The sequence below is a fragment of the Streptomyces barkulensis genome (assembly GCF_002843305.1).
Lineage (GTDB): Bacteria > Actinomycetota > Actinomycetes > Streptomycetales > Streptomycetaceae > Streptomyces > Streptomyces barkulensis.
Genome location: NZ_PGSG01000026.1, coordinates 43,764 through 70,721 on the forward strand (window position 1 = coordinate 43,764; position 26,958 = coordinate 70,721).

Below are 26,958 nucleotides of genomic sequence, written 5' to 3' on the forward strand. Positions count from 1 at the left end.
TGTCCTCATGGTATCGGTATGGCCGTATCCCGCCACAGCGAAGCCGCGGACGGCGGTGAGGGCCGCCCGCTTCACCGCGGGGCCGTGCTCAGCGCGGCCGCCCGTCCCGGCGGCTTCGCGTCCCCGCCCGCCCGGTGCCGTTCCGCCCGCGCCCACCGGGAAGCGGGCCGGGCAGCTGAGCGGCCGCCAGCTCGCGGTAGAGGGCGTCGCGGGTCAGCAGTTCGTCATGGGTGCCCACCGCCCTGACCCTTCCCCCCTCCATGACCACGATCCGGTCGGCCGCGGTCACGGTGGACAGCCGGTGGGCCACCACCAGTACGGTCGTGCTCCGGGCGACGTCGGCGACGGTGTCCCGCAGAGCGGCCTCGTTGGCCGCGTCGAGCTGGGAGGTGGCCTCGTCCAGGAGGAGGAGCCTGGGGGAGCGCAGCAGAGCGCGCGCGACGGCGATGCGCTGCCGTTCGCCCCCCGAGAGCCGGTCGCCCCGGTGGCCGACGGGGGTGTCCAGCCCCTGCGGCAGCCGGGCCACCAGGGACTCCAGCCGGGTGCGGCGCAGCACGTCGTCCAGATCCCGGCCGCCGGTCGGCGGGACGCCGAACAGCAGGTTGTCGCGGAGGGTTCCGGCCAGGACGGGGCAGTCCTGCTCGACGTATCCGATGGCGGCCCGCAGGTCGGACAACGGCCAGTCACGCACATCCCGGCCGTCGAACAGAACACACCCGGAGTCCGGCTCGTGGAAGCGCTCGACCAGGGAGAAGACGGTGGTCTTGCCCGCGCCCGAGGGCCCGACGAGGGCCGTCACCCCCCGCGCCGGGACGGTGAAGCTCACCCCGCGGTGCACGGGCGGCAGCCCGGTCCGGTAGGAGAAGCGGACCGCGTCGAAGACCAGCGGGGCAGGCCCCGGGCGACCCGTTCCGGCAGGTGCGGAGGGCGGGGTGGGACCGGCGCCGGCCTGCTCGGCGGGCAGCGACTCCACCTCCCGCACGCGCAGGGCCGCGGCCGAACCCGCCTGGAACCGGCCCACGACGTCGACGAGCTGGTGCACGCGAGGCCCCAGCGAGAAGAGGTAGAGCAGGAAGGCCACGAGCGTGGAGACGTCCGCGGCCCCCGAGGCCACCCGCGCGCCGCCCACCCCCAGCACCGCCAGGAACGCCACCTGCACGGCCACACCCCCGGCGGTCGCGGAGACGGCCTCCCAGCCCGCGGCGCGGACGCCGGCCCGTCGGGCGCCGTCGGCCGCCTCGTGCAGACGGGCGGTCTCCAGCGGCTCCGCGCCGGCCGCCTTGACGGTGCGGAAGGCGCCCAGCGCGCGTTCGAGGGCGGAACCCATGGCGCCGACCGCCTCCTGTGCCTGCCGGACCGCCCGGCCGATCCGCGGCGCGACCGCCGCCACCGCGCCGGCGACGAGCGCGAGCGCGCCGAGGGTGACGCCCAGCAGCACCGCGTCCAGCAGGCCCATCAGGACGACGGTCGCCAGGAGGGTCAGCGAGCCGACGACGGCCGAGGCCACCGACTGGACGGCGGTCTGCCGCAGGACGGTGGTGTCGGAGGTGGCACGGGCGATCAGATCACCGGGCTCGGCGCGCTCCACCGCCGGTACCCGCAGCCGCAGCAGGTGCGCGGTGAGGGACCGCCGGACGGTGTGCACCACGGCCTCCCCGGTCCGCTCCAGGACGTACTGCCCGGCGGCTGCCAGGAGCGCGCCCGCCAGCACCAGCACGCCGAGCAGCAGCACCCAGCCGGCCGCCGCGCGCCCGCCGCCCAGCTCGTCCACCAGCCGCTTGGCCGCCAGCGGCTGGGCCAGGGAGAGCAGACCGCCGAGCAGGCCGAGCAGCGTGCCCGCGAGGACGCCGGTCCGGTGCGGGCGGAGCCGGCCGGTGAGCGCGCGGGGGCCGGAGGGGCCCTTGCCAGGGTGGCCGGTGAGCCACCGGGGCCGGGCTGTGCCGGTGGCTCCGTTCCCCTCCGGTCCTCCGCCGCGTGCGGTGCCCGCCGCGGGCGGGCGCGCGACCTGTGAGGTCAACGGCCTCACCCCACGGTGAAGAAGCGCTGGAAATAGCCGGCCGGGCAGCCCTCGCCCACGAGAACCCCCTCGGCCTCCACCCAGGCGTGCGCCGCGAAGGGCGGGCTGGTGCGCACCCCCACGCACCACACGGGCCATCGGCCGCGCATACGGCACAGCAGCACGGTGGCCAGCGAGCGAGGCAGGCAGCCGCGCTGTCCGCCGCAGGCCAGGCTCACCGCGACCACCGTCTCCCGGGCCTTCGCCGCCTCCGCCCCGGTCGCCGGACGGGCGCCGCGCCGCAGCAGGGTCAGGACGGCTCGGATGCGGCCCGGCGGCAGTACGGCCAGCAGATGGGCGCACCCCACGGCGAAACGCGCGGCCAGACGGTCTGCCGGGGGTACGGAGCGGGGATCGTACGGAACCGCTTCGGGGGTCGACACCTTCTTCTCCTCTCCTTTCTCCTTCTCCCTCCCTCCGGGCCGTTCAGTCCGCGACGAGCCGCGCGTCGCGCAGTTCACCGAGAATGCGGGCCACGTCCTCCTCGGCCTCCTCCAGGGCCACGTCGTACTCGCCGGTGAGAACCGTCGCCGCCTGCCGGGCGGAGCGGCCCTCCAGCAGGGCCCGCAGCACGGAGGCCGCGGTGGGGTTGAGGGTCCAGTACTCGCCGCTCCGCTGGTCGAGCAGCGCCGTCCCGTACTCGGTGTCGGTCATCAGCACACCGGAGCGCAGGGTGAGTGCCATGGTGGCCTTCCTTCCGTTCGGTCCGCCGCAGGCGGTCGGGGTGGTGGGGGTGGATCAGGGGGCCGTCCGCGAGGGGACGGCGGAGTTCTCGCGGGAGCGCAGCCACACCTCGCAGGCGACGGTCGGCTGCAGCAGCTCGCTGCCCAGCTCCGCCGACACCGGGCGTTCGCACCACCGGCGCAGTGCGGAGGCGTCGATCAGGCCCAGCCGTTCCAGACGGGAGTCCTCGAACAGGGCCAGCAGCCGTTCGCGGTGGCGGCGCAGGCCGAGTTCCGCCTCCATCCCGGCATTGGCCTTGGTGGCCCGTGTACGGCTCTCCTCGGGCACGATGCCGCGCATGGCCTCCACGATCAGCGGCTTGTAGCGGAAGGGAGTGATCCGCTCCTGTGGGCGTACGGCCAGGCACGTCTCGACGACCCGGTCGTCGTAGTAGGGCGCCTCGCAGGCGATTCCCAGCGGCGCGGCCATCTGGTCGACGTGCCGGGCGAAACGCGAGGTGAGATCCATGGTGGCCAGTTCCCGGTGGGGTCCGTGGCCCTGCCCCGGAGCCAGTGGCTCCACGGTGGCGGCTTCGGCCAGGATCCGCTCGCGCACCGCGTGGACGGCGTCGGGCGTCGTCCACGGCGGCAGCCGGGGCGGAACGCACCACTCCAGCAGCGGCTCCCGCTCCCGCGACTGCGGCCGCAGCAGGTCCTTCCCGACCCCCTTCAGCCAGGAGGAGTAGTCCCGCCGGTCGAGGAGCTGGCGCAGCACCTCCCGCCGGGACCACCCGTACTTGGCGGTGAAGCCCCGCAGGTTCCGCAGGGCGGTCCGCGGATGCGTGCGGACCGTCGTGTGCAGATGCGCGGCGCAGCCCATCAGAAGCTCGTCGCCGCCCATGCCGGTCAGGTGCAGGGTGGAGCCGCGCCGCGCGGCCAGCTCCAGAAGACTCATGCGGCGCCGGTGGTCGACGGCCATCAGGCAGGGGGCGTCGAGGCGGTCGTCGAACGTGTCCAGACCGTCGTAGGTCAGGGGGATCCGCTCGGCCGGGACCAGATGGTGCTCCACGTTCCCCAGGGCCGCCACCGTCCGGCGGGCCCAGTGCGCGTCGTCGCCGAGCGGGTCGTGGGTCTGCGCGGTGTAGGCGACCACCTGGGCCGTTCCGCGGGCGGCCGCGCAGCACACCGCGGTGGAGTCCAGGCCGCCCAGGTCCGCCGTCACCAGGGTGCGGCCCCGGGTGCGTACCCCGACGGCGGTGGTCAGCGCCTCCGCCAGCGCCTCGGCGCCTCTGGCCAGGGGCACGGAGGGGTCCGGCGCCCTCCACCGGCGGAATCGCCGCGCGCCCCCTTCCGCGGGGAGGCACAGCCAGTGGTCGCCGGGCAGGCGCTCCACCCCGTCCCACACGGGCTGCCCCGACAGCGGGTGCAGCAGACTCAGGGTCAGCAGATGGACGGCCAGACGCCGTTCGTCCAGGTTCCTGCCCGCGAGCTCCGCCACCACGTCCGCGCGGTCGCCCGCCACCGTCACCGGACCGGCGTCGGCGTGGAAGACGCGCCGGATCCCCACCACGCCCCCCTGCACCCGGACCCGGCCGGCGGCGCTCGCGACGAGGTGGAAGCCACCGGGCCACGCCGCGGCGAACCGGTCGAGCGAGGCCAGGGAGCCGCGTGCCGCCGCGGCGGCACGCGTGGCCTCCTCGGCGGTGACCAGATGCTCGCCGAGCACCGCCACCCGCGCGTCGCCGCAGTCCCCCAGCGTCAGCGCCTCCTGTGCCCAGCGACCCAGGATCCAGGGGCGGCCGGAGGGGTGAGCCACCTCCTGTGAGGCGTGCGCGCGGGCCCGTGCGCCGATCCCGGCGGCCGCTTCGGTGTCGGGGAGGACGACGAACCACGTGGAGGCGGGAGGTGGGGAGAAGGAGCCGCCCATGGGCGTACACACCTTTCGGTCACGGGACCTGAGGACGGGCGAGCCGGGTGGCAGCGGTTGCCACCCGGCCGTCCGGCCGGCGGGGAGGGCCGGCCGGTGCTCCGCACCCGTGCAGGGTGCGGAGCCGTTGGGCAGGAGCCGTGTCAGAGCAGGTTCTTGCCGCCCAGCAGGTCCGGAGCGGCCCTGCCGGCGAGCCCGGTCGTCCTGCGGAAGCCGCCGGCCATGGCGAGGGTGGGACGCACGTAAGCGCGCATGATCGTTTCCTTTCGGTTGTGGTGTGGTGTGGTGTGGTGCGGTGTGGTGCGCACGCGGGTGTTCCGCGCGGGCTTCGAGACCGGCCGGAGCGGGAGGCGCCGGCGTCCCGGAAGGACGGCGGCCTGTCCGCCCGCCCGTGCGCAGCCGGTCGTCGCGAATCCCTCGAAGCCGAACACCACACTAGAAATGCGAGGACACCACCACAACAGCGCACGGATGCCAACGGCGGGCGCGTAGGAAATTCCCTATGTGTACTTGCGTGAAGGGTTGTGAGCGGTTCTGTGGGATGCGTCCGTGGGCCGGTTCGAGCGGTTCCGGTCTCCCGGACCGAACCCCCGAGTGGCCATGCGGGGCAGTACAGAGGAGGCCGGGGCGTGCCCGTGAATGCGGGGCGACGGGGCCGCGACGTCCCGCGCCCGGCCACCGGGCGGAGCCCCGTCGGCCGCACTCGCGGCGGGGCGGCCCGTGCGCGACCCGCGGCAGGTGATGGCACGGAAGACGGCGTGGGGGAGAGGGCGCGGTGCCCGCGCCGGGGCGCGGGCGCTCACCGCCGGACCCGTGCGGTTCGTCCGGGCGCGGCGGACCCGGCAGGCTCCTCCCGCGGCCGTGGGCGGCACGGACCGCCCGGGCGCCGGCAGGGCGGCGGTGGCGCGGGCCGGCCGTGAGCCGAGCCGGTTCCCGTCGGCCCGCGCCCCCGGAACCGGAACCTACCGCGGGCGGGAGTGGGTGCCCGGGTTGATGATCTCGTCCAGCACCTCGCGGACCACGGAGAAGGCGACACGGTCGATACCGGCCGCCGTGGGGTCGGCGCCCTCGCCCGCGCCGGACAGGCCCCCGGTCCCGGCTTCCCTCTCGGCCGCCCAGTCGCGTGCGACCCGGATGCGACGGAGGAGTTCGTCTGCGTCCACGACATCAGTCATGGACGGAACCTACCCACGGACCCGGTGCGACAGCCTCGCCGGGTGTGTCCGTTCTGTACCGATCCACTCCGCGCCGGCCCGGAGTCCGCGCGGCATCCGTGCGCAGGCGGGCATGCGGGTGGGCCGGCCCGTGAACCGGCTTGTCCCTAAAGGAGTTGGAGGATCGGGACGCTGTTCCGGCGATTCGGGTGTACGGGGTCCGGCGGACAGCCGACGGCGACCCGTGGGGGTGACCCGTGCCCATGCAGAAGACGAGCGTGCTGGTGCTGGACTGCGCCGACCCCGAGACGCTGGCGGAGTTCTACGCGAACCTCCTGGGCGCCGAGGTGCGCCGGGGCGTGGATCCGGACTTCGTCGAGGTGACCGGAGCGGAGGGAATCCGCCTGGCGGCCCGGTGGGACCACGGCTTCACGCCGCCGAGCCGGCCCCGCCCGGACGACTCGCTCCAGGCGCATCCGCACATCCTGGTTCCGCGGGACGGCATGCACGAGGCCGAACGCGAGGCGGTCGGGCACGGGGCGCGTCCGGTCGACACCAGGGACAACGGCGGCCCGCGCGACGTGTGCCTGTACTCCGACCCGGCCGGGCACACCTTCACACTGGTTGCGCGGGAGGGCCGTACGGCCGGCTGACGGGCGGCGGACCCCAGGGCGGGCCCCTACGGCGCGAGGGACTCGGTGGTGCGGGTGGCCGAGTCGTAGCTGCGAGCGGCGGTCAGACGGCCCCGCACCGGTCCCCGCAGCCCGGCGGGCAGCAACTCCGGATCCGGCCGGTCCCAGGCCGGCCGGCGGCTGCGTCCGAGGGTGATGTGCGGAACCCAGCGGCCGGGGGCGTGCAGCGGGTTCGTCCCCCCGCTCCCCCCGGCCTCCGGCGAGGCGGCCAGCGCCCGCCAGACGGCCTCGTGCAGCCGCAGCAACTCCGGGTCCGGCCGCACCGCCCAGGCCAGGACGTGCGTGCGGCCCGCGAAACGCAGCAGTCCGTCCAGGCACAGCCCCAGCGGCAGGGCGGCCAGCGCCTCGGTCACCTTCTGGCGCGCCGCGTCCGGGAGTGCGCCGGCGGCGGCCAGGGTGAGGTGGGGGCGGTTGGTCGGATGGGTGTGCGCCTCCTGGCTGGGCATCCCCGCCGCGGCCAGATGGCGCCACGCCCGGCGCACGGCCAGCTCGGCGGCGCCGTCCGGAAGCAACTCCACGGTGCGCACACCGGCCAGCCTACGGTGAGGCCGGGGCCCTCGCAGTACTGTGCGGTGGACCGCACGGACCGCACGGACCGCACGGACCGCACGGACGGCCGGGAGTGAGGGGGAAAGCGCCCATGAGCCGGTGGGGAGACGAGTCCGCCGAGCCCGTCACGACGGTCGGCCCGCGCCCTGTCGGGCGGGCGCTGCTGACGCAGTCCTGGCGCGATGTGACCTTCCTGCACTGGCCGGTTGCCCCGGCGGCGGTCGCCCCGCTGCTGCCCGCCGGAGTCCGCCCCGACGTCCACGAGGGCACCGCCCATGTGGGGCTGGTGCCCTTCCGGATGCACGGTCTGGGCTTCGGCCGCGGGCCCGGACTGCCGTACCTGGGGAGCTTCCCGGAGACCAACGTGCGCGTGTACGGCGTGGACCGGCGGGGGCGGCGCGGGGTGGTGTTCCTGACGCTGGAGTGCGCGCGGCTGCTGCCGGTGCTCGGGGCGCGGGCCGCGCTGCGCCTGCCGTACCGCTGGGCCTCCATGCGCCGCCGCACCGGGGGCGGCCGAGACCTGCTGTGGACCAGCGCCAGGATCGGGCCGGGTGGCCGGGGCCGCCCGGCCACCCGGATCCGGGTGCGGGTGGGGGAGCGGATCGCCGAGCCCACCGCCCTGGAGCACTTCCTGACGGCCCGCTGGGGGCTGCACACGGCCTGGTACGGCGGCAGAACGGTGTACCTGCCCAACGTCCACGGGACCTGGCCCCTGCACCGCGCCGAGCTCCTGGAGTGCGAGGAGGACCTCGTCGCCGCCTGCGGGCTGCCCGCTCCCGAAGGGGCCCCGCTCAGCGTGCTGTACGCGCCGCGCGTGGACGTCCGCTTCGGCCCGCCCCTGGCGGGAGGCCGCTGACGCGCTCCGGTCCCGCGGTCCCCGCGGGACCGGAGCCCCGGCCCCGCGGGAGCGGTGGTCAGATCTGCTTGGCCACCACGGCCTCGACGAACCGGCCGACCTCGGTCTCGGGGAGGTTGCGCGCCAGGTCGGCTTCGCTGACCATGCCGACCAGCCGCTTCTCCTCGTCGATGATCGGCACCCGGCGGATCTGGTGCTTCTCCATCGTGTCCAGCACCTTCTCGACGTCCGTGTCGGCGGTCACCGTGAACGTCCGCCCCTGGGCCAGCTCACCGGCGGTCGTCCTGGTCGGGTCGCCCCCCGTGGCCAGGCACTTCACCACGATGTCGCGGTCGGTGATGATCCCGTGCAGCTTGTCGTCGTCGCCGCATATCGGCAGCGCGCCCACGTCGAGGTCGCGCATGCGCCGTGCCGCGGCGTCCAGCGTCTCGTGCTCCCCGACGCACTCCGCGCCGGTGTGCATGATGTCCCGGGCAGTGGTCATGGCAGTCTCCTCGCATCGGAAATGCGGTGAATGCTGTGAATGCGGGAATGCGGGAATGCTGTGGATTCGGCGGGTCCGGCGGGCCCGGCGACCGCGGTGGCCCCGGCTCCACGGGGAGTCCCCGGGCGCCTGGGCGCCCCGGCGCCCTCGGACGCCTGGACCGGTAGTCCATTCTGGTCCGTTCCACCGCCCCCCGCATCCGGACGGCGAAGCGCCGCGTCAGGCGGTGTGCCCGCCGGCGGGGACGGTGAAGACCGGGCAGCGCGCGTGGTGGAGCACGCCCTGGCTCACCGAACCCAGCAGCATCCCGGTGAAGCCCCCGCGGCCCCGGGTGCCCACGACCAGGCCGAGAGCCTGCTCGGAAGCCTCGGCCAGGACCTGTACCGGATGGCCTCGTACGAACTCGTGCCGCAGATCCACCTCCGGATGCGCGGCTGTGCGGCCCGCGACCGACTCCGACAGCAGCCGGCGGGCCTCCTGCTCCGCCGCGTCCTCGTCCAGGGAGCCCAGCAGCGGCGGATGCCACACGTACAGCGCCCGCAGCGCCGCGCCGCGCAGCGAGGCCTCCTCGAAGGCGAAGTCGACGGCCGCGGCGGAGTCCGGACTGCCGTCGACGCCCACCACGAGGTACGGCGGCTGCCGGGTGAGGTGCTCGGGCTCCCGCAGGACCACCACCGGGCACGTGGCGTGGGCGGTGAGCGGCAGTCCCACCGCGGTGGAGCCGAACAGCTCCTGCGCGGAGGACAGGTGCCAGGAACCCACCACGGCCATCGCCGCGTTCCGCGACTCCTCGCGCAGCACCCAGGCGGGATGCCCCTCCGCCAGCAGCCAGGAGACCTCCACCCGCGGCTGCCGCTCCCCGGCGAAGGCGACCGCTTCCTCCAGCACCCGCTCGCCGGCCTCGTGCAGCGCCTCGTTCCACTGCTCCCAGGACGGCCGCAGCTCCGACGACCAGTAACCGCCGGTCGGCACGCCCTGGGCGTGCACCACGCGCAGCGGCAGGCCCCGCCGGGCGGCCTCGTCCGCGGCCCAGGCGAGGGCCGCCCGCCGGGAGGGATCGGGGTCCACTCCCACCACGATCGGCCGACGCCCCTGTGAACTCGTCATAGCCGCCTCCGGGGTAGTCTCTCGCCCCCTCGCCTACCCAGTCTGTCAGCGCCCCGCCGGTCGCGCCCGCCGGGCGGGGCGGGCCGCAAGCGGCCGAAGGCGTCGTCTACAGGCCCTGGGCCAGCAGGATCTCGTGTGCCAGCCTGGCCCCGCGGGCCGCCTCCTCGGGCAGCGCCGTGTCCTGGGAGGGGGGCTGCTCCAGGCCCCGGGCCAGTGCCCGGACGGCCTCGGCCAGCGCCTGCACCTGCGTCTCCAGCGCCTGCACCCGGGCCTCCTGCGAACTCTGCGGGCCGTGGCCCGAGGGCTGCTCGTACGGGCTGTTCGCGGTCATGTCGGCACCTTTCGTCCGTCGGGCACGGAGAACCGTCCGGCGCCCGGGCCGGCCCGGCGCACCGGCCGGCCCACGGCCGCCTCCTTCGGCCATCCTCTTCCAGTCTGCTCCGGCCCGCGCGCCGACGGAGAGCTCCGGCCGGGCCGCTGAGCCGGTCCGGTGAAGCGGCCCCGAGGAGGCAGACGGTGCGGGAGGGGGCGGACGGCCCGTGAGGAGGACCGCATGCCGGCACGCCGAGCACCCCGGGAGAGAACCGCGACGCGGGGGCGGGCGTCCTGGCCGTCCCCGGTGCTGTTCACCGCTCTCGCCCTCGCCGCCGCGGCTGTGGGGCGTCCAGCTGCTGCTCAACGCGGCGTGGACCCCGCTGTTCTTCGGCGCCCGCCAGTACGGGCCGGCCTTCGCCGACGTCTGCCTGCTGCTCGCCGCCGCCGGTGCGACGGCGGTGGCGTTCCACCGCGTCCGCCCCGGTGGCGGGGTACCTGCCGGCGCCCCGTCCGCTGTGGACGGCCTTCGCCGCCGCGCTCAACCTGAGCATCTGGCCGGCACAGACCTGACGGGCCGGTGCGGACGCCGGCCCGTAGGGCGTCCGCACCGGTGCGGGTCAGCCCGGCACCACGTGGAAGAAGTGGGTCGGCAGCTGGACGGCGACGGACTCGTGGACCACCGCGCACACCGCAGTGCCCCCGGGCTCGTCGAAGGTCCCCGGCGGCGGCTCCGCGACCTTGATCACCGAGTGCTCGGCGTCCAGGAGCACGGCGGCCATGGCGAAGTCCCCGACCAGCGCGCAGCCGGGCGCCACCTGGCGGTGGCGGCAGACCATGACGCCCTCGCGGGCCAGGTCGGCCAGCAGGCTGCCGGAGCCGACCAGCTGCCCGTAGTAGTCGCGGGGGTTGACCATCACCGCGTGCCCGGTCCCGCCGGTCTGCTCGATCTCGTCGAAGGCGGCGAGCAGGCCGGCGGCGTACGAGCCCCGGTAGGGCAGGGACGCCACGTCCGGATGGCGCAGCACGTCATGGGTGAGCGCCCGGTTCTCCGCGGTGCCCAGCCGGACCATCAGACGCCGGTCCACGAAGGCGGCCAGTGCCGCCGGGTCCCCGGCGAGTCCGTCGGGGACCCGTACCCAGGCGGTGATCGGTGCGACGTGGTGGTCGGCCGGGGCGAACAGGAACGAGTCCTCGCGCAGCCGGCCCTCGCGGGCCGGCGCCTCCCCGGGCGGCCTGGTCTCGAACCAGGTGCGCACCGCGCCGGAGCCGGCCCGCTGCCTGCGGAACAGGTGGCGGGCCGTCAGCCGGTGCCTCTCCTTCCCCGGCTGGAAGGCGTCGGTGACGGTGAAGCCGAAGTGGACCTCGGCCCTGTCCGGCGCCTCGGCGAAGGCCCGGGCGAACTCCTCGCCCGGTGAGGGCGCGGCGGCCGGTGCGGTCGCGGCGGGCGGCGGGCCGCCCTGCTCGGTGGCGGTCGCGGTGGCGTTCATGGTCCGGTCCCTCCTGGTACTGGGTCCGCGGGGCTCACAGGGCATGTCACGGGGGGTGTCGCAGGTCGTCTCACAGGGCGTGCTCGATCAGCCGCTCGTAGTACGGCAGGTGGTGTTCGTGGAAGGAACGCAGCCGCTCGTCGTTGTCGACGGTGACGGCGTACTCCCGCTCCGGCGCCCGGAAGGCCGAGCTGGCCATGACGTCCAGGTGCCAGCGCCGGTTCGGCCGCCACTCGGCGCGCTCGCCCGGCTGCCAGCTCAGGGCCTCGGGTACGTAGGGCAGTCCGACCCGCTCGCAGTACGCCGAGACCACCTTCGCCGGGTCGGCCAGCAGCCGCTCGGCGCGGATCACCACCGGGCGCTCGCCGGTGGTCTTCCAGGCGAGCTCGAACAGTTTCCACTGGTGCTCGTAGCCGATCTCGGAGCAGGTCACCTCGGGCTTGACCGCGTGGTGCGAGGCGATGGCGCGCGCCGGATCGCGGACGATGAAGGTGTGCCGGAAGCCCGCGATCCGCTCCGGGTGGTCGAACAGGTGCTGGTAGTGGTACTCCAGGGTGTCCTTGAAGAACACCGGCCGCTCCTCGCCCAGCGCCGCGAGGTGGGCCAGCAGATCGCCGGGGGAGCGGAGCACGACCGCGCCCCCGTCCGGACCGGGCACGGACACCTCGCCGTGGTCGGTGAGCAGCACCAGCGGCTCGTGCACCACGGTCACGTCGCCGCGTTCGGCCATCATGCGAAGGAAGGCGGTGGAGACCGCCCGGGGGTGCGCCCACATGGCTATGACGGTCACATCGACCACTCCGTCGGGCGGCGGTCCCAGCGGTGGCCGCGCAGCTCGTCCAGCATGGCGCGGTCCAGCCGCCGGCCGTCGGAGACGGCCAGGTTGGCGCGGACGTGCTCCGGCCTGCGCATGCCGGGGATGACGGTGCTGACGGCCGGGTGGTGGAGGATGAAGCGCAGCGACAGCTCGGGCAGTGTCATGCCCTCGGGCAGCACCTTCTTCAGCCGCTCGGCGCGCTCCACCGTCGGGCCCAGGTTGTCGGGGCCGAAGTAGACCGCCCGCCAGTCGTCCTCGGGGAAGACGGTGTCACGGGTGAGCTTTCCGGTGAGACCGCCCTCGTCGAAGGGGACGCGGGCGATGATGCCGATGTCGTCGAGCAGCGCGCGCTCGAACAGCTCGTCCTCGGGGGCCTGGTCGAAGATGTTGTAGATGACCTGGACGACGTCGACCAGGCCGGTGTCGATCGCCCGCAGGCAGTTCTCCGGCTCCCAGCGGTTGACGCTGATGCCGAACCCCTCGATCACGCCCTCGGCCTTGAGGTCGGAGATCACCCGCTGCCAGCGCTCGTCGTCGCTCCACCGGTCCTCCCAGACGTGGAACTGCAGCAGGTCGATGCGGTCGGTGCCGAGGTTCTCCAGGCTGCGGTGGACGTACTCGCGCACATGGCCGGGCGGGAAGACGTCGTCGAGGGTGTCGCCGGGGCGCGGCGGCCACTGCCGGTTCAGCGGCGGAACCTTGGTGGCGACGTACAGCCGGCGGTCGGAGTGCCTGCGCAGCAGATCGCCCAGCATCCGTTCGCTGACACCGCGGCCGTAGACCCAGGCGGTGTCGAAGAAGGTGCAGCCGAGCTCGACCGCCAGGTCCAGGCAGTCCGGCGCGGTGCCGTAGTCCCAGCCGGTGAAGCCCCCGGGGCCGCCTCCGATGCCCCACATGCCGTAGCCGATCTCGCTGACGTCCCAGCCCAGCCGGCCCATGCTTCGGTAGTGCACTGTCGTCCTTTCGGTTCGCTGTCTCGGAACTTTCGGTGTTCGGGTGTGCTTCGGTGTGTTCGGGGTGCCCGGTGGCCGGACACGCCGTTCAGGAGGTGAGCGTGGCGCGGTAGGCGGCGACCGCCGCCTCCAGCGGCCCCTCGCGCAGACCGTGCCGGGCGTCCAGGGCGGCGCACGCGTCCCTGGTGAACAGGCCGGGGTTGTCCGACAGCAGGTGCCGGAAGTCCGGTGGCCCGCCGGGCGCGGCCGACGGCAGGGCCGTCAGCAGGGCGTGCAGCACGGCCGCGGCCGAATCCCTGTCGCCGTCCGCCGCCTCCCGCAGCGCCGCCGCGAACTCCTGCGCCGGCACCGTGCGCAGGGTGCGCGCACCGCCCGGAGCGCCCGGAGCGGCCAGGTCGAGCGCGGCGAAGTCCACACCGCCGGGGCGGAAGACGTGGTACACGCCGCGGCCGGGCGGCCCGGGCGGCGGCTCGGTGAGCGCGGCGACCAGCCGGGCGGCCGTCTCGTCCACGGGTGTGTAGTCGGAGACCATCGGCACATCGGGCCGCACGCCCAGCTGGAGGAAGGCGGACAGCAGCAGATGGGTGAGCGCCGCGGGATTGGGCACGCCGTTGTCGGCCGCCGGCATCACCTCGCCCAGCCGGTGCACCACCACCGGTGCGCCCAGCCGCCGCGCCGCGAGCACCATGCGCTCGGCCACCCACTTGGACCGGCTGTAGCCGCTGGCGGGCAGGGCCGCCTCGCAGGGGTCGAAGTCCTCGCCCAACGGCTGCGCCGCACCGGCCGCGTGCCGGTCCAGGACACCGAGGGTGGAGATGTGGTGCAGCGGCTTGGGCCGCCCGGACAGGGCGAAACGCAGCACCTCGGCCGTGCCGGCGACATTGGCCGGTCGGTGGGAGCGGTAGTCCAGCAGGAAGTTGACCAGCCCTCCGATGTGCAGCACGGCGTCGCACTCGGCGGTGAGGGACTCCCACCGCGGGCGCGGCCAGCCGAAGCGGGGCCGTTCCAGGTCGCCGTGGCGGGCCTCGACACGCGCGGCGACGTCCGCGTCCCACAGCCCCTGCGAGCGCAGGGTGCGCGCCAGCCGCTCCCGGGCGTGCGCGTCGTCGCGGGCGCGTACCAGGCACACCGCGCGCGCCCCGGTGGAGGTCACCAGCCGGTGCACGGTCCGGGCCCCGACGAAGCCGGTGGCCCCGGTGACCAGGACGGTGCGCGGCGGCACGGCCGGGGCCGCGCCCGCCGCCCGGCGCGCCAGGCGGGTCAGGTCCGCCGGGAGCCGGGCGTCGCGCTCCATCGAGCGCGCCTCGTCCCCGGCGGGCGCCCCGGGCTCCTCGCCGTCGTGCGCGCCGGATCCCTCCAGGGCCGCGGCGAGCCGCTCGGGCGTGCGGTGCTCGTAGACGTCGGACAGGCTCACACGGGTGCCCACGGCCTCCCGGATGCGCAGCGTCGCGCTCATGGCGGACAGCGAGTCGCCACCGCGTGCCAGGAAGTCGTCGCCGGCCCGGAAGTCGGGCAGGCCGAGCACCGAGCCCATCACGTACGCGATGCGCCGGGCGGGGGTCTGCGAGCCCGCCGGCCCGCGCACGGCCGGTCTCGCCTCGGACTCCAGCTTGTCCTCCACGATCGCGCGCAGCGCGCGCAGATCCACCTTGCCGTTGTCCGTCAGCGGCAGGGCCTGCAACACGAAGCAGTGGCGCGGCACCTGGATGCGGGGCAGCACGGACGCCAGATGGGCGCGGAGCGCCGCCGGGGTGGTGCCCGGCTCGGCCGCCGCCGCGACCACCAGCCGGGTGCGCCCGGCCCGCCGCACCGTCATGGCCTTGGCCTGCACGACACCGCGGCAGCCCTCGGCGGCGGTCTCGATCTCGGCCGGCTCGATGCGGACGCCGTCCACCTTGGCCTGCCGGTCGCACCGCCCGGCGAAGCGCAGCAGCCCACGCTCGTCGTACCAGCCCAGATCACCGGTGCGGTACAGCCGCTCGCCGGGAACCGAGGGGAAGGGATTGGGCATGAACGCCCGCTCGGTGCGCTCCGGATCGCCCAGGTAGCCCGCCCCCACACAGGCGCCGCCGACCAGGATCTCGCCGGTGGCGCCCGCGGGCAGGGGCCGCAGCGCGTCGTCGACGACGAGGGCGTGGCAGTTGTCGATGGGCCGCCCGAGCGGTATGTGGTCGCCCTCGTCGCCCCGGACGCGGTGGAAGACCATGCCGATGGCGGTCTCCGAGGGCCCGTACCCGTTGTAGATCTCCAGGCCGGGGACCATCTCCCGCAGCCGGTGGACGGCGTGCGGCACGATCTCCTCGCCGCCGACCACCAGATGCCGCAGGGAGGAGACCCTGCGCACGGCAGCCGGGTCGGACTCCAGCAGTGCCACGAGCATGCCCAGGATCGCCGGGACGAAGTCGGTGACCGTGACCCGGTGGCGGTCGATGGTCTCCACCGTCCGCTCCAGGTCGAGGAACTCGCCCTGCTCGGGCACGACCGTCCGCCCCCCGGTGGTCAGCGGCCACAGCAACTGCCAGATGGCGGAGTCGAAGGTGTGGCGGCTGTTCTGGAGCACCACCTCCCGCCCGGTGGCACGGAAGCGGCGGGTCATGAAGCGGAACCGGTTGGTCAGGCCGCCGTGCAGGTTGAGGGCGCACTTGGGGGCGCCGGTCGTGCCGGAGGTGAACACCCCGTAGGCGATGTCGCCGGGGCCGGGCAGGACACCGGGACGCTCGGTGCTCGGTGTGACCCCGTCCGCGCGCACGACCGCAGCCGGCCGGCCGGCGCACACCGGCGGCCCGGAGGTCAGCACCAGCGGCGCGTCCAGCGTCCCCAGCACCGAGCGCAGCCGTTCCTCCGGCCACACCGGGTCGCACAGCGCGAACGCCGCGCCGGTCTTCATCAGCGCCACCATGCACAGAGGAAGCTCGACGCTGTTGCCCACCACCACGGGCACCACCGAGCCGGGGCCCGCACCGGCCGCCGACAACCGCGCGGCGAGTCCGTTGGCGAGCGCGTCGAACTCCGCGTACGTCAGGACCCTCTCCTTTCGCGCCCCCTGCCAGACCAGGGCGGGACGGTCGGGGGTCCGGTCGGCCTGTTCCTCGATGAGCGCGGTCACGGGCCGGTAGGGGCCGTGATCGACGCTGCCGCCGGCGGAAAGCCGGAGGTTGTCCGACGCGTCTGTCGACATATCTGTGCACTCCCTGCTGGTGACGGGACGGCGCGCTGAAGGGGAGCCGTGCGGGTCACGGACGGGGGGTCAGGTCCGGGACCAGGGGGGCGAGCGCGGGTGGCGGCCCGTTCCCCACGGCGAGGGCGGCGAGCAGGGCGCCCGCCGCGGGAGCTGTCTGGATTCCGTATCCGCCCAGCCCGGCGAGCCAGTGGAAGCCGGGTGTGCCGGGGTCCGGGCCGATGACGGGCACGTCGTCGCCGGGTGAGGTCCGCAGCCCGGCCCAGGCGTGTCTGACGTGCCGGAGGCGGAGGGCGGCCACCGCCTCGAAGCGGTGGACGGCGACGGCCACGTCGAGGTCGTCGGGCCGTACGTCGCCGGGCGGGGCCGGTGCCGCGTCCACCGGGGACAGCAGCAGCCCGCCCGACTCCGGTCTGGCGTAGAAGGTGTCCGCCACATCGCAGACCATCGGCCAGCCGGAAGCGTCGAGACCGGGCGGCAGTTCGGCGACGGCCGCGGTGCGGCGGCGCGGCACCAGCCCGGCCGGCGCCGCGCCCGCCAGCCGGGCCACCTCGTCGGCCCAGGCCCCGGCGGCGTCGACCACGACCGCGGCGCAGAACTCCCCGATCGGGGTGGCCGCGTACCAGCGGCCGTGCCGCCGCCGAAGGGAGCGGACCCGGGCCCCGGTCGCGACGGTCCCGCCCGCCGCGCGCAGACCGCGCAGGAAGCCCTGGTGGACGGCGTCCACATCGATGTCGCACACCCCCGGCCGGTACAGGGCGCGGCCGAAGGAGTCCGGACGCAGCACCGGGCACAGCTCCAGGGCGCGGGGCCGGTCGATCTCGACGGCCGGTTCGGGAGCGTCGGCCCCTTCGGCCAGCGCCTGTTCGAACAGGCCGGGGCTCCCCGGGGTCTCCAGGGCCAGGACGCCGCGCGGGCGCAGCAGGGCGGTGGGGGAGAAGCCCTCGGGAGGATCGGTGTAGAAGGCGCGGCCGGCCGCGGTCAGGGCCCGCACCACCGGGCCGCCGTAGTACTCGGAGAACACCGCGGCGGACCGCCCGGTCGAGTGCGTGCCCGGGACACGTTCGGCCTCCAGCAGCGTCACCCGGCCGTGCCGGGCGAGGAACCAGCCGGCCGCGGCGCCCGCGATGCCGCCGCCGATCACCAGGAAGTCGTCCACGCCGCTCACCCCTCGTCCGGTCCGGCTGTGTTCTCGGCGCCCTCGGCGTTCTTGGCGCCCTCGGCGTTCGAGGCGGTCGCGGTGTTCTTGGCGTTCGCGGTGTTCTTGGCGTTCGAGGTGTCCGGGGCCGGCTTCCCGGGCACGGCGACGGCCGCCGGCAGCAGTGACAGCGCGGTGACCGCGGCCGCCGCGAGGAAGCCGTGGGAGATACCCGAGGACAGCGCCGCGCCCGAGCCCTCCGCTCCCGTGTGCCCGGCGGAGCCGGCCGCCGCCCAGACGACGGCGCCGAGTACGGCCAGTCCCGTCGCGCCGCCGATCTGCCGGGCCATGGTGAGCAGACCCGACGCGGCGCCGGAGTCCTCGTCGGCCACGTCCGCCAGGGCGGCCAGTGTCAGGGGGACGCCGGTGACGCCGAGCCCCGCGTAGACCAGCACGGTCGGCGCGAGCATCCCGGTGGCGTAGCCGCCGGACTCCCCGATGCGCGACAGCCACGCCATCCCGGCCGCGGAGGTCAGCAGACCGCAGCAGACCAGCGCACGGGCCCCCATCAGGGCCACCAGACGCGGGCCGACCCTGGCCCCGGCGACCAGCAGGCAGGTCAGCGGGAGGTAGACGACCGCGATCCGCAGCGGGCTGTATCCCCACACCCGGCTGAGGAAGAGGGTGAGGAAGAAGAAGACGCCGAACATGGCGGTGCTGGTCAGCGCCAGCACCGCGTAGACGCCGGCCCGCCGCCCGCCGGTCAACAGCCGCAGCGGGACCAGTGGCTGCGCCCCGCGCCGCTCGACCGCCACGAAGACCGCCAGCAGCACGGTCGCGGCGCCCAGCGCGGCGAGCACCTCCGGACGCGTCCGGCCGCCGTGCCCGGAGGAGGCGGAGACCAGCCCGTACACCAGCAGCAGCGCCGCCAGGGTGCCGGTGACGGCGCCGGATGCGTCGAACACCCCGTGCCGCCGGGGCGTCTTGGGAAGCACCCGCCGGGTGACGGCCAGGAGTACCACCCCGATCGGCACGTTGACGAGCATCACCCAGCGCCAGGAGAGCCAGGCGGTGATCACACCGCCCGCCAGCAGGCCCAGGCCGCCGCCGGCCGTGGCGACGGCCGTGTACCAGCCGATCGCCCGGTCGCGCTCCGGTCCTTGACGAAACGTCACGGCGATCAGTGACAGCGCGGCGGGCGAGGCCGCGGCGGCGCCCGCGCCCTGCGTCGCGCGGCACACCACCAGCAGCCACGGCTGGGAGGCGAGTCCGCCCAGCAGCGAGGCGCAGGTGAACAGCGCCAGTCCGACCGCGAACATCCGCCGCCGGCCCAGGATGTCCCCGGCCCGCCCGCCCAGCATCAGCAGACCGCCGAAGGCGATGGAGTACGAGGCGACGACCCACTCCAGGCCCGCTCCGTCCAGCCCCAGGGAGCGCTGGATGCTCGGCAGCGCGACGTTGACGATGGTGGCGTCCAGCAGGAACATCAGCTGCGCCGCGGAGATCACCGCCAGCGCGGCCGACCGCCGGCGCGGGGCCCGCCCGCGCTCCGGGGCCTCCGCCGCGGCCTGCGCCGCCGTCATCGGCGCACGGCGCGTTCGTACTCGATCTCCAGACGGCGGCGCAGCGGATGGCGCAGGATCTTGCCCAGCGAGTTCCTGGGCAGCTCCCACACGAACTGCACCCGGTCCGGCCACAGGGCCCGGGCCACCTTCTCCTCGGCCAGCAGCGCGTGCAGCACCTGGAGGGTGGGCGGCTCATCGCCCGGCACCACCACGGCGCACACCAGTTCCGCGCCGGGCACCTTCGGGTCCGGGTAGCCCACCAGGGCGACCTCCTTCACCAGGGGGTGCCGCACCAGCACGGACTCCACGTACAGCGTGGAGACCTTCATGCCGTTGGCCCGGGTGATCTGGTCGACGCTGCGGCCGGTGATGCGGATGCCGCCGCGCCCGTCGTCGCGGGCCAGGTCGGTGGTGTCGAACCAGCCCTCCTCGTCCAGGCACGCCTGGTAGACCTCGCGCTGGCCGAGGTAGCCCAGGCACTGGGACGCGCCGCGCACCAGCAGCCGGCCGGTGTCGTCGCCGGGCCCGGCGTCGATGCGTATCTCCATCGAGGGCTCGGGGCGCCCGTCGCTGTGCGCCGCCCAGCCCTCCGGGTCGTCCGCGCGGGTCACGGTGACCGCGCCGTTCTCCGTCATGCCCCACAGGGCGCGCACCGGGACGTCGAAGACCTCCCGCATCTCGGCGATCAGCTGGGGAGCGATCGGCGCCGAGCCGGAGACGACCTGCACCACAGCGGAGGTGTCGCGCGGCTTCTCGCGCTGTGCCTCCAGCATCGACACCAGGAACGCCGGCGGCACGTACGCCCAGGTGACGCGGTGCCCGGCCAGCAGGTCCAGCAGCAGCTCCATGTCGCGGCCCGCCTCCTGCATCACGCAGGTGGCGCGCAGCAGCAGCGGCATGTAGCAGGCGTAGGTCAGCCCGGCCATGTGGGTGGCGTAGTTGGGGATGGAGATGACGTCGTCCGCGGTGAGCCGGTGCGGTACGCAGACCGCGAGCACGGCCGCGTGGAGGGTGTTCTGACTGTGCACCACGCCCTTCATCCGGCCGGTGGTGCCGGAGGTGTACAGCAGCAGTGAGGGGTCGTCGGGCCCCAGCCGGTCGGCCTCCGCGACGGTGCGGCGCTCCTCCCAGGGCGTGCGGACGAAGAAGTCCTCGAAGTCGACCGCGCCGGTCGCGGCGGCGTCGCCGACGACCACCCGGTGCTTCAGGGAGGCGGGCGCGGCCTCGGCCAGGCGGGCGCCGTAGTCGGTCCCGTCGATGCGGTCGGCGGTCACGCAGACCTTCGCCTCGCTGCGGGTGAGCACGTCCGACAGCTCCCGTACGTCGAGCGCGGGGATGACCGGGCAGCCGACGGCGCCGACGCGGTGGCACGCCAGGTACAGGGGGGTGAGCATCCAGCGGTTCGGCAGGTAGAGGGCGACCACGTCCCCGCGCCCCACGCCGAGTTCGGCCAGGGCGGCGGCGAAGCGCTCGACCAGCTGCCGGAGTTCGGCGTAGTCGACGGTGCGCGAGCGATCACGGTCCTCGTAGGCGATGATCGCGGGGTGCCCGCCCCTGAGGCGCGCCGCCTCGTCGAGGTCGTCGAGGAACGTCTCCTCGCGCCACCAGCCCGCGGCCCGGTATTCGGCGGCCTGTTCGGGTTTCGGCCTGACCAGCGTCTCCCAGTCGCCCACAAGCGGTCCCTCTCGTACTCGAGCGCGAATCCGGACGCTGAGCCTAGAGGAAGGGACAGGGGTCGCGGTACCCCCTTCGAATAACATCCTGTTCGGCGGAAGTGTAATTCACGTAAACGTGTCGCAAAAGCGACAGGAGCGGGCATGGCGGCCCATCGGGGAGCAACAGGCTTTCGCTGCGGCGGGGGATTTGTTGCCTTGACAGATGGGAAGTGGCAGAGTCAGGCTGCGCCGTGCGTCCGACACCGTCTGCAGCGCACGAGTGCGCTTCTGGAGGCATCGTGAGAATTGGCTTGCTCGGATGGGACTACTCCGGGATCGACCCCGATGGGACGAGCCTGGTGGAATACGGGCGGGAGCGCGGTCACGAAACCTCCTTCTTCACGCTCGAGGAAATCGCGTACCATCCCGGCCCGGAAGGGGTCGAGTTGACGCTGAAGGGGGAGCCGGCCACTTCCTTCGACGCGGTGATCAACCGCTCGAAGCTCTACGGAGACGACTGGCGCGACCGGGTCGAGCGGCTGGCCATGCTGAGCAACGTCCCAGGTCCGATGCTGTTCGACCCGGTGGACGTATGGCTGACGGGTTACAGCAAGTTCCTTATGACGCAGAAACTCGCCGCCGCCGGACTGCCTGTCCCGCCGATGCGTTCGGCGGTGTCGCTCACGGATGTGGAGACGGCCTTCGAGGAATGGGGTGACATCATCCTCAAACCCTCCTACGGATATCGGGGACAGGATGTCGAACGCATCCGTGATTTCGGTTCGCAGAAAGAAGTGGCGGAGGATCTGCTGGCGCGTTTCTCCACCGTCCTCTGTCAGCCGTACTACCCGACCGAGGGCGGTGAATACCGTATCAGCGTGGCAGGGGACGTCACGCCGATAAACATGCTCAAGCTCCCCCCTGCCGGCTCCTGGCGCTGCAAGACGCTGGAGGGTGCGAGTTTCGAGCGGATCGACGCACCGGACGAACTGGTCGATCTGTCGGTCCGCGCCACCCGGACCCTGGGAATGACCCTCTCGGGACTCGACGTACTTCCCCATGAGGGCGGTTACATGATTCTCGAGGTCAATCCCGTTCCCGGTTTTCTGAGCGTCCTGGGCGCGGAACAGCACCGGCAGGTGCTGGCCGGCGTCTACGACTGGGTGGAGCGGAGGGTCCAGGAGGGCCCCTCCGCCTGACGGCGGACCGCCGCACCCCGCTCCGGCCGCCGGCCGGAGCACCGGCCGTACGACACCGAGCACCGGGAGAGCCATGCGCTACACGACCTTCGGACGGAACACGGGGCTGCGGGTCTCGGAGTTCGCCCTGGGCACCGCCAACTTCGGCGCCGCCTACGGCAGCGGTCCCGGCGGCGCCGACCTGATGTGGAGCAGACGGGGCGACGGCGCCGAGCGGGAGGAGGCCCGCAGGATCTTCGAGCGCTTCGCCGAGGCCGGCGGCACCCTGATCGACACCGCCGACTGCTACCACTTCGGCCAGGCCGAACGCCTGCTGGGCGAGTTCCTCGCCGCCGAACGCGACCACTTCGTCCTGGCCTCGAAGTACAGCGGCGGAGACTCCCGGAACCCGGGGATCTCCGACACCGGCAACAGCCGCAAGAACATGATCCGCTCGGTCGAGGGCAGTCTGCGCCGCCTGAACACCGACCACATCGACCTGTACTGGGCGCACTTCCCCGACACCCTCACCCCCACCGAGGAGATCCTGGCCGGCATCGACCACCTGGTGCGCAGCGGCAAGATCCTCTACGCAGGGCTGTCGAACTTCCCCGCCTGGCGCACCTCCCGTGCCGTCACCATCGCCGAACTGCGCGGCTGGTCGCCGGTCATCGGCATCCAGACCGAGTACAACCTGCTCAACCGCACCGCCGAGCGCGAACTGCTGCCCATGGCCGAGGGGCTCGGCCTCGGGGCGGCCCTGTGGTCGCCGCTGGGCGGCGGGCTGCTGACCGGCAAGTACCGCCGCACCGAGGCCGGCTGGGTCAGTGACGAGAACCGCCGCCACCCCCGGAACAACACCGACCGCATCGCGGCCGTCGTCGACGCCGTACGGGAGGTGGCCGAGGAGGCGGGCACCGCGCCGGCCCGGATCGCGCTCGCCTGGCTGCGAGCCCGCGCCGCGCGCTCCACCACCGCGCTCGTCCCCGTCATCGGCCCGCGCAGCACCGCCCAACTCGAGGACTACCTCGCGGCGCTCGGCATCGTGCTCACCGACGAGCAGACGCGCCGCCTGGACGAGGCGGGAGAGATACCGCTCGGCACGCCGCACGAGATCAACGCACTGGTGCGCGAGTCCGTGCTCGGCGGAGACCCGGACCGGGTGGCCGCCCGCGCCGTTCCCGTGGCCTAGGCCGTGTTGTGAAAGTCCCGTCCGCGGGGCGGCGCCATGCACGCGCCCCCGCCGCGTTGTCGGGCCTGGGCGCAGCACGCTGCGCTCTCGGCCCTCCGCCCTGCCGTCGCACGCACCTGACGCCGCCCCGCGCGCCCTGCGGGCGCACGACGCCACTTTCGCAACACGCCCTGGCGCCGGGCCCGGCGGAGGTGTCGGCTCAGGCACCGGTGCGCCTCCCGCGGCGGGGGGCGGACCGGGTCACCGACGCCAGGAACGGCGCCCGGTACGGCGCGGTGGACACCGGGGAGTCGCTGATCAGACGCGCCGCCAGCGGACGCTCCGGGCCCGCGCCGGGACCGGCGTAGGCCAGGACGAGGGTGGGGTCGCCCAGGGTGCGCAGGGAGAGCACCAGATCCGCCTCGTCATGTCCGTCCGGGTCGCCGAACTCCTGGGAGGGGACGGCTGCGAAGCCCATACCGGTCTTGAAGTGGAACAGGCCCGGCTGGGTGAGGTGCCCCAGCAGGTTCGGCTCGTTCCCCAGGGTCACCCGGGTGTAGCCCTTGGCCCGCGCGACGCGCATCGCGGAGAAGTACAGGGCGCGGGCCAGGCTGTGCCTGCGCCACTGGGCGCTGACCGCGGAGAAGCGCACCACCGCGGCGTCCCTCTCGGGCAGCTCCAGCACCAGGCAGCCGCCGGCCAGCTCGTCCCCGGCGTACGCGAAGACCCCGCAGAACTTCTCCGGTCCGTGCAGCACGGCGTCCCGGTAGCCGAGGGCGAAGGGGACGCCGAAACGCATCCGGGCCACACGCTCCTCGTAGAGGGCGAGGAACGCCTCCAGCGTCGGCTTCGACACCGGCTCCTCGACCACCTCCCGCAGCCCGGCCGCCTGAGCCCGGCGCCGGGCGCGCCGTACGTCCTGCCGTGCCTTGGTGTCCAGCCGGGCCAGGAACTCCTCCTCACCGGAGCCCAGCTCGGCCACCCAGGTGACGGTGGCGGGCTTGCGCAGGAAGCCCCGCCCGGCCAGCTCGTCCCACAGCCCGGCGGGCGGGCGCTCCATCCTGACCACGTCCACGTCCACGTCCACACCCGCGCCCGGGCCCACGCTGGAGCCCGCGGTCCGCCCGGCCGCCGCGGCCCAGGGCTCGGCGGCCAGCTCGTGCGGCTCGATCAGGGCGAGCGACAGGCCGTATCTGTCCACGATCTCCATGCACCACTCCCGGGCCGGGCGGTTGACTGCTGCCGGGCACCGTGCCGGTCGTCCCGGATCGGGAGGACCGGCACGGCACGCTGTCCCTCTCCGGGGCGCTCAGGCCTCCCGCAGCAGGCGGTCCCCGAAGCACTCCAGCGCGCGGGACCAGTTGCCCGCGTACTCGGTGACCAGCTCCACGAACTCGGCCGCCCGCGCGCCGTCGTCGACCAGGCTCGTCATACCGGTCTCGTCGTCGCTGACCTGCTGGGCGTGGACCGTCTCCGCCTTGATGTGGGCGTCGATCCAGGCGAACTGCTCCTTCTCGGCGAAGATCTGCTCGCCGCCGGCCAGAACCTTGGCGTACATGCGGCGGAAGCCCACCGCGATGTCCAGGGCGATGGTCTCCACGACCCGCAGCTGTACCGCCGCGCCCAGCGGCGAGACCGCCAGGCGGTCCATGTTCTCCAGCAGGTCCTTCACGGGGGCGGGGAGCTCGGCGGCGGCCCGCCGTTCCTCCTCGGACACGTGCGGCAGCAGCGGGGCGATGACGGTGTCCTCCCACCACACGTAGTGGATGCCGGCCGGCCCGCGCGGCGCCACCGCACGGAACTCCGGGGCGGCGTTGTCCAGGTCGTCACCGATGACCTGGTACACCGTCTGGAAGGCGCCCAGGATCTCGCGGGAGGGGTTCTCGCCGGCGAAGGAACGGGCCATCACCCCCAGCCCGGCCAGGGTGGTGAACATGAAGCCCTTGGTCATCGCGCGCCACCACTCGGCGACGGCGAGCCCGGCCTGCGGGCTGACGGCCTCGACGCTCCGCGCGGTGCCGAAGAAGCCGTTGTCCGCGCGCCGCAGGCGCGCCTTGTCGATCTCCTCCTCGATCCGCTCGTCGAGCGTGTCGCGGTCGGCGGGCGAGAACTCCGGGGCAGTGGTCACGATCACTCCAGGGGTCCGACGGGTGGTGTACGGGTGGTGCGCGGGAGGGGGCGTTGGGACACGGACGGCGCAGGGCCCACCGCAGGGGCCCGCCGGGGAAAGCCGGGCCGGGGGGCCGGGGCGGGAGCGGCCTAGACGCCCAGACGCTCCTTGACCTCGGCGAAGAACGGCACGTACCGGTAGTCCCGGGCCACCGGGTCGTAGTCGGTGTACCGGTTGGTGAACTCCAGCAGCCGTCCCCGGACGGCCTCCACCGGCTCCCGGTGGATCGCGGCCTCGATGCGCTGGATCTCGCCGAGGAACTCGGCCAGGGCCGTGGGGACCGCCGCACCGAGCTCGATCACGCCGTCCCTGACGCGGATGCCGCCGTGCCGGCTCAGGTAGCCGAAGAGCAGCTGGGACGCCACGGCGTCGTAGTTGGGGCGCGGGATGCCCTCCACGGCGTAGCGCAGCAGCCGCTCCGCCAGGATGTACTCGTAGGCGGTGTGCGCCTCCTCGCGCGGCAGCGCGCGGTCGTCGAGCAGGGCCAGCATGGCGGAGACGTCCACGCGCAGCTCCTCCAGCCCCGCCAGCGGCTTGTACTTCTTGGCCGGGAGGAACTCGGGGATGGGCATGTCGCCCTGCCGGTGGTGGTACTCGTGCAGCCGCACCCACCAGGACGAGGCCTGCCGTATCCGCTCGTCCGACGCGCCCTGGATGCGCGGGAAGCTGTCCTCGGCCATCACGGCGTCGATCATCTTCCGGGTGATGCGGTTGTGCCGTTCGACGAACTTGTCGATGAAGTAGAAGATCAGGTCGTCCGGCCGCTGGAGGCCGTCGATGTGGTTCTCCGGGAAGAGCGCCACCACCACGCGCGAGGTGAAGCCCTGCGACCGCCCGGTGATGACGACCGGGGCCGTCGGGCTGGCGTAGCGCTCGGCCAGGTGGGGGTCGGCGGGCAGTTCCTCGTAGGTGAGGTAGTCCAGTGACAGCTTCGGGAAGTACGAGGCGTCGAAGAGCGAGAAGAGGTGGTTGTCGCGGCGGCCGTTGATGTGGCCCTTGACGGCGTCCAGCCGGTCGCCGGGGGTGAAGGAGCCGATGTCCTCCAGAAAGGCCCGCACCACGGGCCTGCGGGACAGTTCCGGGGATCCCTCGATCCGTTCGGCCAGGATCTTGAGCGTGTCCCTCTCGCGGAACGATGAGCGGTCCGGCAACTCCCGGCGGATCGCGTCCACTTCCGTGAACACCGCCTCCATCCCGTCGTCCGGGATCTTTTCGCCGCTTTTCTCGTTCCTGCCGCTGTCGTGCCTCACACAGCCTCCCGGGCGCCGACGATCGAAGCCGGCACGAGTCGCTGATCGAACTCCCGCGGCGGACCGGTGGGGCCCGGCCGCGGGACGGTCCGGCCGGCCGGACCGTCGGGTGACGACGCCGGTCGACGCGCGTTGAACCGGGAGCGCTCCGGCGCCCGCCGGTCCCTCTTCCTCGCAGGTGTTCAGGTGTTCGGGTACGTGCTGGATGCGGCGCCCGAACAGGACACGGGGCCGCCGCGGCCGCCGGGGAGCCGGTGACCACGCAGGAGCGTAACCACGATCATGTGCTCTGACCAGACGTTCGATCACGCGAGTGCGGCCGTTCTTCCGGGACCCCGGTTCGCGCAGGCGTTCCACGGCCTTCTTTCCGGCCCGTGCGTACGAAGGCCGGCGACACCCTCCTCGCCCTTCGAGCGGCGGGAGTTCACCTCCGTCATCGGGGCTCTCCTTCGTGGATACCCCGTCCTTTGGGGCGGGGAGGAAACGAAGCTCCTGCGGAGCAGGGCAGGGAACGCCGGTTCGCCGCCAGGGCGGACCGGCGTCCACCCGCAACTGCCCACACTCCGTCACAAACTGATGGGGTAGTATGTGAAC

24 protein-coding genes and 1 pseudogene are annotated in these 26,958 nt (G+C 74.0%); 5 read left to right on the top strand and 20 right to left on the bottom strand.

Annotated features, from left to right (window positions below; genetic code table 11):
- Window positions 1–88: 88 nt before the first annotated feature.
- From CUT83_RS05850 to CUT83_RS05875, 6 genes are all read right to left on the bottom strand, one after another.
- Window positions 89–2,017: an ABC transporter ATP-binding protein gene (locus tag CUT83_RS05850; RefSeq protein ID WP_101254799.1), complete on the bottom strand. Its 1,929-nt coding sequence runs from the start codon at window positions 2,015–2,017 to the stop codon at window positions 89–91.
- 5 nt (window positions 2,018–2,022) lie between these two features.
- Window positions 2,023–2,439, bottom strand: a complete 417-nt coding sequence (locus CUT83_RS05855; protein WP_101254800.1) for a lasso peptide biosynthesis B2 protein — start codon at window positions 2,437–2,439, stop codon at window positions 2,023–2,025.
- Window positions 2,440–2,482: 43 nt separating this feature from the next.
- A complete protein-coding gene (locus CUT83_RS05860; protein WP_101254801.1) occupies window positions 2,483–2,740 on the bottom strand; it encodes a lasso peptide biosynthesis PqqD family chaperone in 258 nt (85 codons plus the stop codon).
- A gap of 54 nt (window positions 2,741–2,794) precedes the next feature.
- Window positions 2,795–4,645: an asparagine synthase-related protein gene (locus tag CUT83_RS05865; protein ID WP_101254802.1), complete on the bottom strand. Its 1,851-nt coding sequence runs from the start codon at window positions 4,643–4,645 to the stop codon at window positions 2,795–2,797.
- Between the two features lie 143 nt (window positions 4,646–4,788).
- Complete coding sequence (locus tag CUT83_RS30775) at window positions 4,789–4,899, bottom strand: keywimysin-related RiPP (protein ID WP_240957963.1); 111 nt, start codon at window positions 4,897–4,899, stop codon at window positions 4,789–4,791.
- Window positions 4,900–5,607: 708 nt separating this feature from the next.
- Window positions 5,608–5,820, bottom strand: coding sequence for a hypothetical protein (locus CUT83_RS05875; RefSeq protein WP_101254804.1), 213 nt, complete (start codon window positions 5,818–5,820; stop codon window positions 5,608–5,610).
- 242 nt (window positions 5,821–6,062) lie between these two features.
- Here CUT83_RS05875 and CUT83_RS05880 point away from each other — a divergent pair, with 242 nt between their 5' ends.
- Entirely contained in the window at window positions 6,063–6,452 is a 390-nt protein-coding gene (locus CUT83_RS05880; RefSeq protein WP_420882424.1) for a VOC family protein, read from the top strand.
- Window positions 6,453–6,478: 26 nt separating this feature from the next.
- On the opposite strand, the gene CUT83_RS05885 is transcribed toward CUT83_RS05880, so the two are convergent.
- Window positions 6,479–7,018, bottom strand: coding sequence for a 2'-5' RNA ligase family protein (locus tag CUT83_RS05885; RefSeq protein ID WP_101254806.1), 540 nt, complete (start codon window positions 7,016–7,018; stop codon window positions 6,479–6,481).
- Between the two features lie 113 nt (window positions 7,019–7,131).
- Here CUT83_RS05885 and CUT83_RS05890 point away from each other — a divergent pair, with 113 nt between their 5' ends.
- Window positions 7,132–7,896 carry a YqjF family protein gene (locus CUT83_RS05890; RefSeq protein ID WP_101254807.1) on the top strand — a complete coding sequence of 255 codons (765 nt, stop codon included), beginning with the start codon at window positions 7,132–7,134 and terminating at the stop codon, window positions 7,894–7,896.
- A gap of 58 nt (window positions 7,897–7,954) precedes the next feature.
- On the opposite strand, the gene CUT83_RS05895 is transcribed toward CUT83_RS05890, so the two are convergent.
- From CUT83_RS05895 to CUT83_RS05905, 3 genes are all read right to left on the bottom strand, one after another.
- Entirely contained in the window at window positions 7,955–8,380 is a 426-nt protein-coding gene (locus CUT83_RS05895) for a CBS domain-containing protein (RefSeq protein ID WP_101254808.1), read from the bottom strand.
- 219 nt (window positions 8,381–8,599) lie between these two features.
- Window positions 8,600–9,487, bottom strand: coding sequence for a universal stress protein (locus CUT83_RS05900; RefSeq protein WP_101254809.1), 888 nt, complete (start codon window positions 9,485–9,487; stop codon window positions 8,600–8,602).
- Between the two features lie 106 nt (window positions 9,488–9,593).
- Window positions 9,594–9,818: a hypothetical protein gene (locus CUT83_RS05905; RefSeq protein ID WP_101254810.1), complete on the bottom strand. Its 225-nt coding sequence runs from the start codon at window positions 9,816–9,818 to the stop codon at window positions 9,594–9,596.
- A gap of 208 nt (window positions 9,819–10,026) precedes the next feature.
- On the opposite strand from CUT83_RS05905, the pseudogene CUT83_RS30780 reads away from it, so the two are divergent.
- Window positions 10,027–10,272 (top strand): annotated as a pseudogene (locus tag CUT83_RS30780) (tryptophan-rich sensory protein); the annotation flags it as partial.
- A 147-nt stretch (window positions 10,273–10,419) separates the two neighbouring features.
- On the opposite strand, the gene CUT83_RS05915 reads toward CUT83_RS30780, so the two are convergent.
- From CUT83_RS05915 to CUT83_RS05945, 7 genes are all read right to left on the bottom strand, one after another.
- Window positions 10,420–11,289 (bottom strand): family 3 encapsulin nanocompartment shell protein, encoded by an 870-nt coding sequence (locus tag CUT83_RS05915; protein ID WP_101254811.1) that lies wholly within the window; start codon window positions 11,287–11,289, stop codon window positions 10,420–10,422.
- Between the two features lie 70 nt (window positions 11,290–11,359).
- The gene (locus tag CUT83_RS05920; protein WP_101254812.1) at window positions 11,360–12,079 is read right to left on the bottom strand and encodes a sulfotransferase-like domain-containing protein; all 720 of its coding nucleotides are present in this window, start codon (window positions 12,077–12,079) and stop codon (window positions 11,360–11,362) included.
- The gene (locus CUT83_RS05925; protein WP_173915029.1) at window positions 12,076–13,059 is read right to left on the bottom strand and encodes an aldo/keto reductase; all 984 of its coding nucleotides are present in this window, start codon (window positions 13,057–13,059) and stop codon (window positions 12,076–12,078) included. Before CUT83_RS05925 ends, CUT83_RS05920 begins: the two co-directional genes overlap by 4 nt.
- Window positions 13,060–13,147: 88 nt before the next feature.
- Window positions 13,148–16,237 (bottom strand): non-ribosomal peptide synthetase, encoded by a 3,090-nt coding sequence (locus CUT83_RS05930; protein WP_101254814.1) that lies wholly within the window; start codon window positions 16,235–16,237, stop codon window positions 13,148–13,150.
- A 55-nt stretch (window positions 16,238–16,292) separates the two neighbouring features.
- Window positions 16,293–17,396: an NAD(P)/FAD-dependent oxidoreductase gene (locus CUT83_RS05935; RefSeq protein ID WP_206282630.1), complete on the bottom strand. Its 1,104-nt coding sequence runs from the start codon at window positions 17,394–17,396 to the stop codon at window positions 16,293–16,295.
- 5 nt (window positions 17,397–17,401) lie between these two features.
- Entirely contained in the window at window positions 17,402–18,958 is a 1,557-nt protein-coding gene (locus CUT83_RS05940; protein WP_101254816.1) for an MFS transporter, read from the bottom strand.
- Entirely contained in the window at window positions 18,955–20,613 is a 1,659-nt protein-coding gene (locus CUT83_RS05945; RefSeq protein WP_158238971.1) for an AMP-binding protein, read from the bottom strand. The genes CUT83_RS05940 and CUT83_RS05945 overlap by 4 nt, the downstream gene beginning before the upstream one ends.
- Before the next feature lie 281 nt (window positions 20,614–20,894).
- Between CUT83_RS05945 and CUT83_RS05950 the strand changes: the two genes are divergently transcribed.
- Entirely contained in the window at window positions 20,895–21,794 is a 900-nt protein-coding gene (locus tag CUT83_RS05950; protein ID WP_101254818.1) for an ATP-grasp domain-containing protein, read from the top strand.
- Between the two features lie 73 nt (window positions 21,795–21,867).
- Entirely contained in the window at window positions 21,868–22,965 is a 1,098-nt protein-coding gene (locus CUT83_RS05955; RefSeq protein ID WP_101254819.1) for an aldo/keto reductase, read from the top strand.
- Between the two features lie 199 nt (window positions 22,966–23,164).
- On the opposite strand, the gene CUT83_RS05960 is transcribed toward CUT83_RS05955, so the two are convergent.
- From CUT83_RS05960 to CUT83_RS05970, 3 genes are all read right to left on the bottom strand, one after another.
- Window positions 23,165–24,154, bottom strand: a complete 990-nt coding sequence (locus CUT83_RS05960) for a GNAT family N-acetyltransferase (RefSeq protein ID WP_101254820.1) — start codon at window positions 24,152–24,154, stop codon at window positions 23,165–23,167.
- A gap of 99 nt (window positions 24,155–24,253) precedes the next feature.
- Window positions 24,254–25,072: a DUF6202 family protein gene (locus CUT83_RS05965; protein ID WP_101254821.1), complete on the bottom strand. Its 819-nt coding sequence runs from the start codon at window positions 25,070–25,072 to the stop codon at window positions 24,254–24,256.
- 131 nt (window positions 25,073–25,203) lie between these two features.
- Window positions 25,204–26,364: a DUF6421 family protein gene (locus CUT83_RS05970; RefSeq protein WP_240957969.1), complete on the bottom strand. Its 1,161-nt coding sequence runs from the start codon at window positions 26,362–26,364 to the stop codon at window positions 25,204–25,206.
- Window positions 26,365–26,958 lie beyond the last annotated feature (594 nt).

What these genes read in the sequence shown, in the direction of transcription:
- CUT83_RS05940 (WP_101254816.1), bottom strand. Translation starts at nt 18,958, where the DNA reads ATGACGGCGGCGCAGGCCGCGGCGGAGGCCCCGGAGCGCGGGCGGGCC.
- CUT83_RS05895 (WP_101254808.1), bottom strand. Translation starts at nt 8,380, where the DNA reads ATGACCACTGCCCGGGACATCATGCACACCGGCGCGGAGTGCGTCGGG.
- CUT83_RS05875 (WP_101254804.1), bottom strand. Translation starts at nt 5,820, where the DNA reads ATGACTGATGTCGTGGACGCAGACGAACTCCTCCGTCGCATCCGGGTC.
- CUT83_RS30775 (WP_240957963.1), bottom strand. Translation starts at nt 4,899, where the DNA reads ATGCGCGCTTACGTGCGTCCCACCCTCGCCATGGCCGGCGGCTTCCGC.
- CUT83_RS05960 (WP_101254820.1), bottom strand. Translation starts at nt 24,154, where the DNA reads ATGGAGATCGTGGACAGATACGGCCTGTCGCTCGCCCTGATCGAGCCG.
- CUT83_RS05865 (WP_101254802.1), bottom strand. Translation starts at nt 4,645, where the DNA reads ATGGGCGGCTCCTTCTCCCCACCTCCCGCCTCCACGTGGTTCGTCGTC.
- CUT83_RS05860 (WP_101254801.1), bottom strand. Translation starts at nt 2,740, where the DNA reads ATGGCACTCACCCTGCGCTCCGGTGTGCTGATGACCGACACCGAGTAC.
- CUT83_RS05905 (WP_101254810.1), bottom strand. Translation starts at nt 9,818, where the DNA reads ATGACCGCGAACAGCCCGTACGAGCAGCCCTCGGGCCACGGCCCGCAG.
- CUT83_RS05915 (WP_101254811.1), bottom strand. Translation starts at nt 11,289, where the DNA reads ATGAACGCCACCGCGACCGCCACCGAGCAGGGCGGCCCGCCGCCCGCC.
- CUT83_RS05890 (WP_101254807.1), top strand. Translation starts at nt 7,132, where the DNA reads ATGAGCCGGTGGGGAGACGAGTCCGCCGAGCCCGTCACGACGGTCGGC.
- CUT83_RS05955 (WP_101254819.1), top strand. Translation starts at nt 21,868, where the DNA reads ATGCGCTACACGACCTTCGGACGGAACACGGGGCTGCGGGTCTCGGAG.
- CUT83_RS05900 (WP_101254809.1), bottom strand. Translation starts at nt 9,487, where the DNA reads ATGACGAGTTCACAGGGGCGTCGGCCGATCGTGGTGGGAGTGGACCCC.
- CUT83_RS05930 (WP_101254814.1), bottom strand. Translation starts at nt 16,237, where the DNA reads ATGTCGACAGACGCGTCGGACAACCTCCGGCTTTCCGCCGGCGGCAGC.
- CUT83_RS05880 (WP_420882424.1), top strand. Translation starts at nt 6,063, where the DNA reads ATGCAGAAGACGAGCGTGCTGGTGCTGGACTGCGCCGACCCCGAGACG.